Raw genomic sequence first — 12,992 nt, forward strand, 5'->3', positions numbered from 1 at the left:
CTCAGCGGTGCTGCCGGCGCTCGGCGTCGCGCAGCGCGCGGCCCAGCGTGTGCAGCGGGTAGTCGGCTACCGCACCACCGGCGAAGAAGCGTTCGCTGGAATGGCGGTAGAAGCCTTCGAGCTGCGCCTGCAGCGGCCGCAGGTGCGGCCGTTCGTCGAGCCAGCGCGACAGCGAGGCGCCGTGCACCACGCGGCCGGCGCTGGCGTTGACGGCGCGGTGCAGGCTGAGCCAGGCCTCGGGGCTGGCCGCGTCCGCACGACGCAGTTCGCGCCAGGCGCGGGCGAACGGCAGGCGCCGCGACTCGCGCCAGTTGCGCCCGCCCCACCACGCCAGCCAGGCCAGCAGCACGCCCCCCAGCGCGAGCAGCGCCCCTTTGAAGCGACGCTCGATCGCCGCTGTCGGTGCAGCCTCGACGGGCCGGTCCGGGCGCAAGGTCTGCAGCGCACCCTGGCCCGCCACCTCGGGTGGCGTCAACGGCCCCACGCTGATCGGCCACGTGGGCAGCGTCAGCGATGCGCCGCCGCGCGTGGGGATCGACAGGGCCGGCAGACTCAGCGTGGTCAGCGCGCGGGGTGCGTTGACCACCTGGTAATCGAGCGCCAGCCAGCGGCGGCCCTGGTCGTCGGTCTCGGCGCGCGCCGCGCGGCGCTCCAGCCACAGACCCACGCGGTCGGCCGCCGGCGGCGTGGCCACGTCGACCGCGCGACCGGCGTGCTCCAGCAGCACGCGCTGCGTCAACACGTCGCCGATCGCATGGCCGAAGGCGCGTGGCTGCTCGACCGTGGCCGGGGTCACCGCAGCCGCCGGCGCCGGCGCGCTGGCCGCCTCACCGGGTTCGCTGGCTCCGGCTCCGCCGCCCGCAGCGGCTCGCCACGGCAAAGCCATGCTGCCCAGGGCCAGCACAAGCACCGCCACCTGCCGCCGCCACGGCCGAGCCGCACGCCCGACCCGAATGCTCGGGCCGCGCTTCATGCCACCGTCTCCAGGAAGTAGCGCGTCATCGCCTCGGCATCGAAGCCGCCATGCAGGTGGAAGGGCGCCATGCCGTGCGCGTCGAACAGCGCATGCAGCGCGTCGCGCCGCGCGGCCACCGCGTCGCGCCACTGCGCGCGCAGCGGCTCGCGCATCCACAGGCTGCGCCGCACGCCGGTCTCCGCGTCGCTGACAGCGACCAGCGCACGCGCCGGCGGCGGCTCGGTCTCGGCCGGGTCCCAGACGATCATCGGCACCACGCAGGCCGGCGCCAGCAGGTCGAGCACCGCGTCGAGCCCGCCGAGATCCCAGTGGAAGTCGGACACCAGGAACACCAGCCCCTGGCGGCCCGACAGGCGCGTCGCCACGCGCTGCAGCGCCGCCGCGCCGTTGTGGCGCACGGTGTCGTGCTGCCAGGCGTTCTCGGAGCGGCAGCGGCGCAGCGCCTCGGCCATCGCGATGCCGGCGCCTCGGCTGTGGCGCGGCGGCATGAACAGGTCTTCGCGCTCCTCGTGGTCGAACGCCAGCAGGCCCACCGCGTCGCCGACGCGGAAGGCGCTGGGGCCGAGCGCCTCGACGAAGTCGGCGGCCACCTGCAGCTTGCTGCGCAGCGCGCCGAAGTGCATCGACGCCGACACATCGACCACCACGTGCACCGGCACCGCCACGCGCTGGCGCTGGATGCGCACCAGCCACTCCTGGCCCACGTCACGCAGGCTGGCGCGCAGGTCGATGCGGCGCGGGTCGGGGTGGTCGAACAGCCGCCGGTGCGCGGCGAAACCCTGCCCCGAGCCGAGGCTGGAGCCTCGATGCGCACCGGGGCGCTGACCGCCGTAGCGCAGTGGCAGGCGGTAGTGGAATTCGTCGTGCGTCGGGCTCATCGGCGGCGGCGGTCGGCGCTCTCGGTTCAGGGGGCAGCCACGCGGTCCATGATCTTCTCGACCAGCGCCGGCGCCAGCTCGGCGCGCCGCAGCTCGTAGATCGGCGTGAAGAACACCCGGTGGCCCAGCACCGACGGCAGCACCGCGTGCACGTCGTCGGGCAGCAGGTGGTCGCGGCCCGCCAGCCACGCCACCACGCGCGCGGCGCGCATCAGCGCGCTCATGCCGCGCGGGCTGGCGCCGGCGAGGATCAGGCGCTTCATGTCCACGCCCTCGAGGTGCACGCCGAAGCGCAGCGGGTCCTCGCTGGCCTCCCACAGGTCGAGCACGTAGCGCTCGATGGTCTCGCTGCTGCGCACGCTGGACTGGATCAGCGCGCCGATCTCGTTGAGCCGGTCGGCCGGCAGCAGCGCCGCGGGGACCTGCTCGATCAGCCGGTCGGCGTCGTGGAACGCGGTGTCGAACACCAGCGCGCGGCGGATGCCGCGGTCGGTGGGCTTGCTCATGTTGAGCTCGAACATGAAGCGGTCGCGCGCCGCCGATGCGAGTTCGAAGGTCTCTTCCTTCTCCACCTTGTTGCGGTCGGCGAACACCGTCATGTGCGGAAAGCGGTACTCGCGGTTGAAGGCCGACACGGTGCGCTCGGCCATCGCGCGCAGCAGCAGCGACTGCACCTGCGGGCGGGCGCGGTTGATCTCGTTGAAGAAGAAGGTGGTGAGGCCCTCGCCGTGGCGCAGCAGCGGGCCCGGATCGATGCGCGGCTTGCCCTCGGCGTCGACATAGGTGTGATAGATCAGGTCGCCGGGCATCAGGTCGACGGTGCCCTCGACGCGCTCGAAGTCGCCACCGATGGCGCGCGAGAACGCCCGCAGCACCGTGGTCTTGCCGACGCCGACGTCACCCTCGAGCAGCACGTGGCCGCGTGCGAAGGTGGCCACGTTGATCAGCCGGATCGTCTGCGGCTGGCCGATCACCGCGCGGGCGACCTCGGCCTCGACCCGCTGCGCGATCGATCGCCAGTCCTGAAGCTGTTCTGCTGAACTCATTTGCCCGCGCCGGTTGCCAACACAATGCCGCAGGGTGTCTCGGCGGCGGCCGGCGGTCTTGCCTGAGAGTGCACCCTAGGGTTCCCACTGAAGGATCAGCCGCCGATGGGCCACGACCGTGCGTTCTCCACCCTCCACCTGCCGCCGGGCCAGCGCGTCGCGCGCTGGACGGAGGCCGCCTCGGACCGCTTCGTCGAATCCCGCTTCAAGGTGCAGGACCCGGACCGCTTCGTCGCCTCGATGCTGCACCGCGACCTCGCCGAACTGTCGGTGACCCGCATCACCTCGGTCGGCCACGGCTTCAAGCACATCACCCGCTCGCAGCGCCAGGTGGCCCGCGCGCACGAGGACTTCTTCCTGGTCAGCGTGCAGCTCGAGGGTTCGTGCTGGATCGCGCAGGGCGGCCGCGAGACGCGGCTGGCGCCAGGGCAGTTCGCGATCTACGACACCCGGCGCCCCTACGAACTGCTGCTCGAAGAGGACTACCAGCAGGCCGTGCTGCGCATCCCCTGCGCCACGCTGATGGCGCGTGCGCCCGATTGCGATGCGCAGACGGCACAGGCCATCTCGGCGGCCAGCAGCTCCGCACGACGGCTGATCCACCAGGTCCGCGAAGCCTGTCGTGGCACGCGCCTGTCGCGTCCGGCGCTGGCCGAGGCCTTGCTGGGCGCCGTCGGCGGCGGCCTGCGCGGCGACGCCGACAGCCGTGCAGCGACGCCGCATTCGCGCCGCACGCTGCTGGCGCGCATCAAGGCCCATGTGGTCGCCCACCTGGGTGATCCGCAGCTGTCGGTGCCGGGCATCGCCGCGACGCTGGGGCTGTCGACCAGCTACCTGCACCAGCTGTTCCGCTCCGAGGGCAGCACGCTGGAACGCTGGATCTGGGCTCAGCGCCTGGCCGCCTGCGAACGCGCCCTGATCGACCCGCGCGCGGCGCGGCACACGCTGACGCAGATCGCCTACAGCCATGGCTTCAGCGATGCGGCGCATTTCAGCCGCAGCTTCCAGCAGCGCTACGGCGCCTCGCCGCGCGAGTACCGCAAGTCGGCCGCCACGGTGCCCGCGGCCGGACCACGCGACTGACGCGCGCGCGCCGGCTCAGGCGATGCGCAGGCCGAGCGTGCGCTCGAGCCAGGCCTCGAGCACCGGTGACTCGATCCGGTCGTCAACGCAGGCGATGTACTGGTCGGGGCGCACCAGCACCATCGCGCGCCCGGTGACGCCGAGCGCGTCGAACAGCGCATCGGCACCCTGACCGGACGCGACGGCGTGCACATGGAACCAGCCGGGGCAGGCCCTTTCCAGCTGGGCGGCCCAGGTGGAAGCGGAAGCGCGCGCCTCCAGGCCCTCTCGCTCGCGCTGCAGCAGCAACACGTGAAAGCCCGGCGCCGCCAGCCAGGCGTAGACCGATGCCGACGGGTCCGCCAGTGGCGCGGCGATCTCGGCATACGGCAGGCGATCGCCGGCGCGCACCGTCATCGCCGCAGCCGCCGGCGTGACGCCCGGGCCTTGCGACAGGCGGCTGTCTCGGTAATGAAGCCGGTCTGCGAGATCACCCGGAACAGGCGCTTGCGCACCGCCGGCCGGGCCATCACGCGCGCCGCGATGCGCGGGAAGACGTGCAGCCTGAAGGCCCGCACCAGCGGGTTGGGACTGATGATGAACTGGAAGGCGCTGTCGGTCGTCTTCAGGAGCTGCTGCGCGACCGGCCAGCGCTCGGCGTGGTAGCTGTCGAGCAGGTCGTCGCGCGCACAGCCCTGCACCACCAATGCCAGCTTCCAGGCCAGGTTGCACACGTCCTGCAGGCCGGTGTTCATGCCCTGCGCGCCGACCGGGCTGTGCACGTGCGCGGCATCGCCGGCGACGAAGCAGTGCCCGGCCCGCAGGCGCTCCACGCAACGGTGGTGCACGCGGTAGGACGAGAACCAGGCGGTCTCGCCGAAGCGCACCTCGATGTCCATCTGCGCGCGCACCGCCGCCTCGATGTCCTCGAAGCGCAGCACGGGCGCGTCGCCGCCGGCGTCGCGCGGCAGCGTGCCGATGACGCGGTAGCGCTGCTCGCCGGGCATCGGGAAGAACACCACGAAGGTCTCGCTCGACAGGCAGACCGTGAGCTCGCCGTGCGGCAGCGCCCAGTCGACGCGGGTGTCGGCCACGTAGAAGGCGTTCTCGTAGGTGCCGCCGGAGAACGGCAGGCCGAGCTGCTCGCGCACCGGGCTGCGGGCGCCGTCGCAGCCGACCAGCCAGTCGCAGTGCAGCGTCTCGCTGCGGCCGTCGGCGTGGCGCAGCGTGGCGACGGCACCGGTCGCGTCTTCGTTGCGCAGGTCGGCGAGCGAGGTCTGCCACTCCACGTCGCGGCCGGCGGCGCGCAGGGTCTGGTAGAGCAGCGCCTCGTTGCGGCTCTGCTCGAGGATCAGCAGGTAGGGAAACGGCGTCACCGCCTGGCCGATGTCGCCGAGCGGGATGCGCTGCACGCGCCGGCGCCCGACATAGATATTGCCCGCGAAGGTGGCCCGGCCCTGCGTCACGGCCTCGGCGGCGATGCCCATCGCGTCGAACAGCTCCAGCGTGCGGGCCTGCACGCCGAGGGCGCGCGATTCGCGGGTCGGGCCGGCCTTGCCGTCGACGATGCGGAACTCGACCCCGTGACGGGCCAGCTGGCAGGCGAGCATCAGGCCCGTGGGGCCTGCCCCGACGATGAGCACCGGCGTGTGGGACATGGCGCAGCCCTCCGTGCGCGCATCTTGCAACGAGGCAGCCCGGGCCGTCCAGCCCGCGCGCGCCGCCGCCGCGGACGGCCGCTCAAGCGGCCTGCTGCAGCGCCAGGCCGGCGTGCTCGCGCAGCGGGTGGAACACCACCTTGGGATGGCGGTCCTGCGTGAGGCGCAGGTCGTAGGGCGAGGTCATCAGGTAGGCCAGCGTGTCGGCCGCGTCGAGTGCGAGCTTGCTGGCGGCCTCGTCGGTGAACTTGCGCATCGCCGCGTCGTCGTCGCAGGTCACCCAGCGCGCGCCGTGGAAGCGGCTGCCGGTGAGGCGCACATCCACGCTGTACTCGGCCTTCAGGCGGTGCTGCACCACCTCGAACTGCAGCTGGCCGACCGCGCCCAGCAGCATCGAGCCGCCGACCGTGGGCCGGAACACCTGGATCGCGCCCTCCTCGCCGAGCTGCAGCAGGCCCTGCTGCAGCTGCTTGCTCTTCATCGGGTTGGCCAGCTCGACGGTCTGGAACAGCTCGGGCGCGAAGAACGGCAGGCCGGTGTAGGTGCCGAAACTCGCCGGCGCCTCGCTGTCGGTGATGGTGTCGCCGAGCTGCACGCCACCGTGGGTGGTGAAGCCGATGATGTCGCCCGCGTAGGCCTCCTCGACCGCCTCGCGCCGCTGCGACAGGAACGTGACCACCGAGGTGGGCCTCAGCTCCTTGGCGGTGCGCTGCACGCGCAGCTTCATGCCCGAGGTGTAGCGCCCGGAGTTGACGCGCACGAAGGCGATGCGGTCGCGGTGCGACGGGTCCATGTTGGCCTGCACCTTGAATACCACGCCGGAGAACCCGGCCGACTGCGGCGGCACCTCGTGCTCGCTGCCGTCGGCCCGCGTCACGTGGCGCGAGGCCGGCGGCGGCGCCAGGTCGACCAGCGCGTCCAGCACCTCCTGCACGCCGAAGTTGTTGACGCCGGAACCGAAGAACACCGGCGTCTGCTTCGCTGCCACGAAGGCCGCCTCGTCGAAGGCCGGTGCGGCGGCGGTCAGCAGTTCGATGTTCTGCTCGGCCAGCGCGTAGTCGTGCCCGAAGCGGGCGCGCAGCGTGTCGGCCTGCGACAGCGGCACCACCTCGTCGCCCTCGTCGCTGCGCTTGTCGGCCCCGGCCTTGAAGAGACGCATCTGCTGCTTGCGCAGGTCGACGATGCCGCCGAAGGCCTTGCCCTGGCCGACCGGCCAGGTCATCGGCACGCAGGGCATGCCGAGCTCCTGCTCGATCTCGTCGAGCAGTTCCAGCGGCTCCTTGCCTTCGCGGTCCATCTTGTTGACGAAAGTGAGGATGGGCGTGTCGCGCTGGCGGCAGACCTCGATCAGCCGCCGCGTCTGCGGCTCCACGCCGTTGGCCGCGTCGATCACCATCAGCGCAGCGTCCACCGCGGTCAGCACGCGGTAGGTGTCTTCGGAGAAGTCCTTGTGGCCCGGGGTGTCGAGCAGGTTGATCACGCAGTCGCGGTAGAGCATCTGCATCACCGAGCTGGCGACCGAGATGCCGCGCTGCTTCTCGATCTCCATCCAGTCGGAGGTGGCATGGCGGCTGGCCTTGCGCGCCTTCACCGAGCCGGCGATGTGGATCGCGCCCGAGAAGAGCAGCAGCTTCTCGGTCAGCGTGGTCTTGCCGGCATCGGGGTGGGAGATGATCGCGAAGGTGCGCCTGCGCTGGACTTCATCGGCGATCTGAACGTTCGACATCACTTTCCCAATCTCGGCAGGTGCGCGGCCACGACCGCAGGGTCCCGGCGGCGCTGCGCGCGGCGGGCCGTGGCCTCTTCTCTTTCCAGCACCGGGGTCCGCCCGGCGCGAGGCGCGATTTTAGGTGGAGGGCCTTGTCGCGCCCTGGGAGGGCTTGCGCCGGGGTCGGCTCAGGACGGGTCGGGGATCGCCGCCGCGAGGCGCGGCGCGGCCCAGTCGATGAACTGGCGCACCCGCGGCGACAGCAGGCGCGCGTGCGGGTAGACGAGCTGGATCGGCAGGTCGGGCGGCTCGAAGGCCGGCAGCAGGCGCAGCAGCCGCCCGTCGGCCAGCTCGTCGGCGACCTGATAGTGCAGCAACCGGGCGATGCCGAGGCCCTGCGTGCAGGCCAGGCTGGCGGCCTGCACCTGGTTGGCCACCAGCCGGGCCGAGACGGTCTGCGTGAGCGGCGCGCCCCGGTCCTGGAAGTGCCAGTGGCGCCCGTGCGGCGCGAAGGCGATGCAGGCCAGCCCGCGCAGCGCCGACGGGTGCGCGACCGGCCCGGCCTCGCGCAGGTAGGCGGGGCTGGCGCAGACCACCAGTCGCGTGCGGCCCAACGGCACCGCGACCATCGAGGAGTCGGGCAGGCGGCCGATGCGCAGCGCGAGGTCCAGGCCCTCGTCCAGCAGGTCGGCCACGCGGTCGGCCAGCGTCAGCTCGATGCGCATCGCGGGATGGGCGGCGAGGAAGGCGTTCACCAGCGGGGCGACGTGGCGCCGCCCGAACTCGACCGGCGCGGTCAGCCGCAGCAGGCCGCCGGGGCTGTGGCGGCGCGCGTCGAAGCCGTGCTCGACCGCGTCGAACTCGGCCAGGATGCGGCGGCTCCAGGCCAGGAACTCCGCGCCCTCGTCGGTCAGCGCCAGGCGCCGCGTGTTGCGGTTCAGCAGGCGCACGCCGAGGTGCCGCTCCAGCGCCGCCAGCGCGCGCACGACCGCCGCGGGCGACTGGCCCGCGCCCTCGGCGGCGGCGCTCAGGCTGCCGGCCTCGACGATGCGCACGAAGGTCGCCATGGCTTTCAGCCGGTCCATCGCCCGCCTTTCGTCTGTGCGCCGGGCGCAATGGTGTTGTCAGCGCGACGGCATTGGCGCGGCACGGCCGGCTGCCGACACTGCCGCTCATCGCCCGCCCCTCGCCGTCCGCCCCGATGAGCCTCGCCGCCGCCGTCTCCCCGCCCCGCGCCGCACCGGCCGAAGCGTCGCACGCGCCGGTCCGCCTCGTCGCCTACGACCACGTCGGCATCCGCGTCAGCGACCGCCGACGCGCGCTGGCCTTCTACGAGGCGCTGGGCTTCGTCGAGCGCGCCCGCTTCCCGGGACACGAGGCCAACGAGATGGAGAGCGCCGACGGCGTGCGCATCAACCTGATCTTCAACGCGGCGCGCCGGCCGGGCGCACGCAACGCGCTGCTCGACGAGCCGGTCAAGCTGCCCGGCATCACCCACCCGGCCTTCGTGGTCGACGACCTGGCCGCGCTGCAGGACTGGCTGCAGCGGCAGGGCATCGCGATCACCGAAGGGCCGCGGCGGCTCGGCCCCCGCCGGATCGCGCTGTTCATCCGCGACCCGGACGGCAACGTCCTCGAATTCGACCAACTGATCCCCCAAGGAGACACGGCATGAAGCTCTACGACCTGGAACTGTCCGGCAACTGCTACAAGGTGCGGCTGTTCGCGGCGCTGGCGGGCATCGACCTGGAGATCGTGCCGGTCGACTTCCTCGGCGGCGCGCACAAGCGGCCGCCGCTGACCGACCTCAACCCCTGGGGCGAGCTGCCGATTCTGGTCGATGGCGAGCGGGTGCTGCGCGACTCGCAGGCGATCCTGGTGCACCTGGCGGGCAGCTACGGCGGCGCCGCCTGGTGGCCGGCCGAGGCGCCGCTGCAGGCCGAGATCGTGCAGTGGCTGTCGACCGCGGCCAACGAGATCCAGAACGGCCCCGCGTCGGCGCGGCTGGTCGACCGCTTCGGCTACACGCTCGACAAGGCCGACACGCTGGCCCGGGCGGCCCGCATCCTGCCGCTGCTCGACGCCCACCTGGCCGACCACGACTGGCTGGCGATCGGCCGACCGACCATCGCCGACTGCGCGATGTACCCGTACGTCGCGCTGGCGCCGGAGGGCGGGATCGACCTCGCGCCGTACCGGCACATCGCGCGCTGGATCGAGCGCGTCCGCGCCCTGCCGGGCTACCGGGCGATGCCGGGCACCTGAGCACGGCGGCCGGCCCGAGACCCTGCCGCGAACCGGGGATGGCGGGCAGACCGGCTAGAATCCGCTCACTTTCGAGGAGCGTTGCAACTCCCGCCCGGGAGCCAGGCTCGAAAGTCATCCCCCGATGCAACGGCGCTCACCCGCAGGCCCCCGCCGCCGGTGAGCACACCCTCCCCTGCGGCGTCCTGCGGTTTCCTGAATCACGGAGACCCGTCCATGAGCGCCGTCCTCAAGCCCACCCCCACCCACGATCACCACGTTGCCGACCTGTCGCTCGCCGACTGGGGTCGCAAGGAAATCAAGATCGCCGAGACCGAGATGCCCGGCCTGATGGCGATCCGCCAGGAATTCGCCGCAAGCCAGCCGCTGAAGGGTGCGCGCATCACCGGCTCGCTGCACATGACGATCCAGACCGCCGTGCTGGTGGAGACGCTGCAGGCGCTGGGCGCCCAGGTGCGCTGGGCCTCGTGCAACATCTTCTCCACGCAGGACCACGCCGCCGCCGCGCTGGTGGCGGCCGGCACGCCGGTGTTCGCCTACAAGGGCGAGACGCTCACGGACTACTGGGACTACACCCACCGCATCTTCGACTTCGGCGCCAAGGGAACGGACGGCGAAGGCCCGAACATGATCCTCGACGACGGCGGCGACGCGACGCTGCTGATGCACCTGGGCCAGAAGGCCGAGAAGGACCCGTCGGTGATTTCCAAGCCCACCAGCGAAGAGGAGACCTGCCTGTTCGCCGCGATCAAGGCCAAGCTGGCGCAGGACCCGACCTGGTACACGCGCAAGAGCGCCCAGATCATCGGCGTGACCGAGGAAACCACCACCGGCGTGCACCGCCTGAACGAGATGAGCGCGAAGGGCACGCTGCTGTTCCGCGCAATCAACGTCAACGACTCGGTGACCAAGAGCAAGTTCGACAACCTGTACGGCTGCCGCGAGTCGCTGGTCGACAGCATCAAGCGCGCGACCGACGTGATGATCGCCGGCAAGGTCGCCTGCGTGGCCGGCTACGGCGACGTGGGCAAGGGCTCGGCGCAGGCGCTGCGCGCGCTGAGCGCCCAGGTGTGGGTGACCGAGATCGACCCGATCAACGCGCTGCAGGCCGCGATGGAAGGCTACAAGGTCGTGACGATGGAGTACGCCGCCGACAAGGCCGACATCTTCGTCAGCGCCACCGGCAACAAGAACGTGATCCGCTACGAGCACATGGCGGCGATGAAGGACGAGGCCATCGTCTGCAACATCGGCCACTTCGACAACGAGATCGACGTCGCGTCGCTCGAGAAGCTGAAGTGGGACGAGATCAAGCCGCAGGTCGACCACGTCGTCTTCCCGGACGGCAAGAAGATCACGCTGCTGGCCAAGGGCCGTCTGGTCAACCTGGGCTGCGCCACCGGCCACCCGAGCTTCGTGATGAGCTCGTCGTTCGCCAACCAGACCATCGCGCAGATCGAGCTCTTCACGAAGAGCGCCGACTACCAGGTCGGCAAGGTCTATGTGCTGCCCAAGCACCTGGACGAGAAGGTGGCGCGCCTGCACCTGAAGAAGGTCGGCGCGATGCTGACCGAGCTCACCGACGAGCAGGCTGCGTACATCGGTGTCAGCAAGTCCGGTCCGTACAAGGCCGACACCTATCGGTATTGACACCCACCCCCGTTGCGGCTGCGCCGCTCCCCCTCGAAGGGGGCGACGCTGGCGGGCCGGCGGAGCCGGACCCGCGGCGTCCACTCGGTTCTATCTCATGCCAAGAGTTGATCAGTTGATTGTCCAGCGTGGGCTTGCGCCGACGCGTTCGGCGGCGCAGCGGTTGATCGACCGTGGCGCGGTCGAGCGGCGCGCGGCGGTCGACTGGGTGCGGCTGCGCAAATCCGGCGAGGACCTGCCGGAGGCCACCGAGCTGCGCATCACCGACGACGCCGAACTGCGCTGGGTGTCGCGCGCCGGGCTCAAGCTCGACGGCGCGCTGGCGCAGTGCGGCCTGGCGGTGACCGGCGTGACCGCGCTCGACGTCGGCCAGAGCACCGGCGGCTTCACCGAGGTGCTGCTGGCGCACGGCGCGGCGCACGTGGTGGGCGTCGATGTCGGTCGCGGCCAGCTGCATCCCTCGCTGCGCGGGCATGCGCAGGTCACCGTCCTCGAAGGCATCAACGCCCGCGGCCTGACGCGCGAGGCGCTGGGCGCGGCCATGCCGGCCGGCGGCTTCGGCCTGGTCGTCGCCGACCTGAGCTTCATCCCGCTGACCACCGTGCTGCCGGCACTGGTGCCGCTGCTCGCGGCCGACGGCCACCTGCTCGCGCTGGTCAAGCCGCAGTTCGAGCTGCAGCCCAAGGACATCGGCAAGGGCGGTCTGGTGAAGAGCGCCGCCTCCTACGCCGAGGTGCAGCGCAAGTTGCGGGCCACCTGCGGCGAACTGGGCCTGGACGTGACGGCGTGGCTGGACAGCGTGGTTGCCGGCGGCGACGGGAACCGCGAATTTTTCATCTGTGCCGTGCCCGCGGGCCGGCCGCTGGAGTCAGACACATGAGCGACACACCCTCCCTGAGGCTGCCGGTGCCGGTGAGCTTCGAGTTCTTCCCGCCCAACACCGAGGCCGGCAGCGAGAAGCTGAAGACCGTGGTGCGCGAGCTGGGCAGCGCGGCCCCCGAGTTCTTCAGCGTGACCTACGGTGCCGGCGGCTCGACGCGGGATCGCACGCTGTCGACGGTGCGCGACATTGCCGCGCTGGGCTTCGAGGCGGCGCCGCACCTGTCGTGCGTCGGCTCGACGCGCGTCGGCATCGCCGAGATCCTGGGCACCTACCGCGCGCAAAACATCCGCCGCCTGGTCGCGCTGCGCGGCGACCTGCCGAGCGGCACCGCGACGGCCGGCGAGTTCCGCTACGCGAACGAGCTGATCGCCTTCGTGCGCGAGACCCAGGGAACCGACCTGCGCATCGAGGTGGCCGCCTACCCCGAGTACCACCCTCAGCAGCGCTATGCGCGGCGCGACCTGCAGCACTTCGCCAACAAGATGAAGGCCGGCGCCGACGCGGCGATCACGCAGTTCTTCTACAACCCCGACGCCTACTTCCATTTCCTCGACGAGGTGCGCGCGCTGGGTGTCGACGCGCCGATCGTGCCGGGCATCATGCCGTTCCACAACTACGCGCGCATCGCGCAGTTCGCGATGCGCGACGGCATCGAGATCCCGCGCTGGGTGGCCCTGAAGATGGAGGGCTACATGGACGACGCCGCGTCGATCCGCGCCTTCGGCATCGAGGTGGTGTCGCGGCTGTGCGAGCGGCTGATCGCCGGCGGCGCACCGGCCATCCACTTCTACACGCTCAACCAGTCGGCGCTGACGCTGGAGGTCTGCCGCCGGCTCGCGTCGGCGCGCGCTTGATACGCGCGCGAC

At 71.7% G+C, this 12,992-nt stretch carries 13 protein-coding genes and 1 riboswitch; of the genes, 6 read left to right on the forward strand and 7 right to left on the reverse strand.

Annotated elements, in window-relative coordinates; all coding sequences use genetic code 11:
• Nucleotide 1 precedes the first annotated feature (1 nt).
• From MPE_RS16540 to MPE_RS16550, 3 genes are read right to left on the reverse strand one after another with little or no spacing between them, the layout of a single operon-like run.
• The gene (locus MPE_RS16540) at nt 2-973 is read right to left on the reverse strand and encodes a hypothetical protein (RefSeq protein ID WP_011830852.1); all 972 of its coding nucleotides are present in this window, start codon (nt 971-973) and stop codon (nt 2-4) included.
• Nucleotides 970-1,854: a DUF58 domain-containing protein gene (locus tag MPE_RS16545; protein WP_011830853.1), complete on the reverse strand. Its 885-nt coding sequence runs from the start codon at nt 1,852-1,854 to the stop codon at nt 970-972. Before MPE_RS16545 ends, MPE_RS16540 begins: the two co-directional genes overlap by 4 nt.
• A gap of 26 nt (nt 1,855-1,880) precedes the next feature.
• On the reverse strand, nt 1,881-2,900 hold the full coding sequence (locus tag MPE_RS16550) for an AAA family ATPase (RefSeq protein ID WP_011830854.1): 1,020 nt from the start codon (nt 2,898-2,900) through the stop codon (nt 1,881-1,883).
• A gap of 105 nt (nt 2,901-3,005) precedes the next feature.
• Between MPE_RS16550 and MPE_RS16555 the strand changes: the two genes are divergently transcribed.
• Entirely contained in the window at nt 3,006-3,983 is a 978-nt protein-coding gene (locus MPE_RS16555) for an AraC-like ligand-binding domain-containing protein (RefSeq protein ID WP_011830855.1), read from the forward strand.
• A gap of 15 nt (nt 3,984-3,998) precedes the next feature.
• Here the strand turns inward: MPE_RS16555 and MPE_RS22865 are convergent, their stop codons facing one another.
• The 4 genes from MPE_RS22865 to MPE_RS16570 all read right to left on the reverse strand — a co-directional run bounded on the left by MPE_RS22865 (nt 3,999) and on the right by MPE_RS16570 (nt 8,413).
• Entirely contained in the window at nt 3,999-4,379 is a 381-nt protein-coding gene (locus MPE_RS22865; protein ID WP_011830856.1) for an aromatic-ring hydroxylase C-terminal domain-containing protein, read from the reverse strand.
• The gene (locus MPE_RS16560) at nt 4,376-5,620 is read right to left on the reverse strand and encodes an FAD-dependent monooxygenase (protein ID WP_011830857.1); all 1,245 of its coding nucleotides are present in this window, start codon (nt 5,618-5,620) and stop codon (nt 4,376-4,378) included. The genes MPE_RS22865 and MPE_RS16560 overlap by 4 nt, the downstream gene beginning before the upstream one ends.
• A gap of 82 nt (nt 5,621-5,702) precedes the next feature.
• On the reverse strand, nt 5,703-7,346 hold the full coding sequence (locus MPE_RS16565; protein WP_011830858.1) for a peptide chain release factor 3: 1,644 nt from the start codon (nt 7,344-7,346) through the stop codon (nt 5,703-5,705).
• 170 nt (nt 7,347-7,516) lie between these two features.
• Nucleotides 7,517-8,413, reverse strand: coding sequence for a LysR family transcriptional regulator (locus MPE_RS16570; RefSeq protein ID WP_011830859.1), 897 nt, complete (start codon nt 8,411-8,413; stop codon nt 7,517-7,519).
• A 116-nt stretch (nt 8,414-8,529) separates the two neighbouring features.
• Here MPE_RS16570 and MPE_RS16575 point away from each other — a divergent pair, with 116 nt between their 5' ends.
• From MPE_RS16575 to metF, 5 genes are all read left to right on the forward strand, one after another.
• Complete coding sequence (locus MPE_RS16575) at nt 8,530-9,003, forward strand: VOC family protein (protein WP_036233569.1); 474 nt, start codon at nt 8,530-8,532, stop codon at nt 9,001-9,003.
• A complete protein-coding gene (locus tag MPE_RS16580; RefSeq protein WP_011830861.1) occupies nt 9,000-9,593 on the forward strand; it encodes a glutathione S-transferase family protein in 594 nt (197 codons plus the stop codon). Before MPE_RS16575 ends, MPE_RS16580 begins: the two co-directional genes overlap by 4 nt.
• Before the next feature lie 67 nt (nt 9,594-9,660).
• Nucleotides 9,661-9,738, forward strand: a riboswitch (S-adenosyl-L-homocysteine riboswitch).
• 71 nt (nt 9,739-9,809) lie between these two features.
• Complete coding sequence (gene ahcY / locus MPE_RS16585) at nt 9,810-11,243, forward strand: adenosylhomocysteinase (RefSeq protein ID WP_011830862.1); 1,434 nt, start codon at nt 9,810-9,812, stop codon at nt 11,241-11,243.
• 97 nt (nt 11,244-11,340) lie between these two features.
• The gene (locus tag MPE_RS16590; protein ID WP_011830863.1) at nt 11,341-12,123 is read left to right on the forward strand and encodes a TlyA family RNA methyltransferase; all 783 of its coding nucleotides are present in this window, start codon (nt 11,341-11,343) and stop codon (nt 12,121-12,123) included.
• Nucleotides 12,120-12,980, forward strand: a complete 861-nt coding sequence (metF, locus tag MPE_RS16595) for a methylenetetrahydrofolate reductase [NAD(P)H] (protein ID WP_011830864.1) — start codon at nt 12,120-12,122, stop codon at nt 12,978-12,980. The genes MPE_RS16590 and metF overlap by 4 nt, the downstream gene beginning before the upstream one ends.
• The last annotated feature ends 12 nt before the right edge of the window (nt 12,981-12,992 follow it).

This window comes from Methylibium petroleiphilum PM1, assembly GCF_000015725.1.
Lineage (GTDB): Bacteria > Pseudomonadota > Gammaproteobacteria > Burkholderiales > Burkholderiaceae_C > Methylibium > Methylibium petroleiphilum.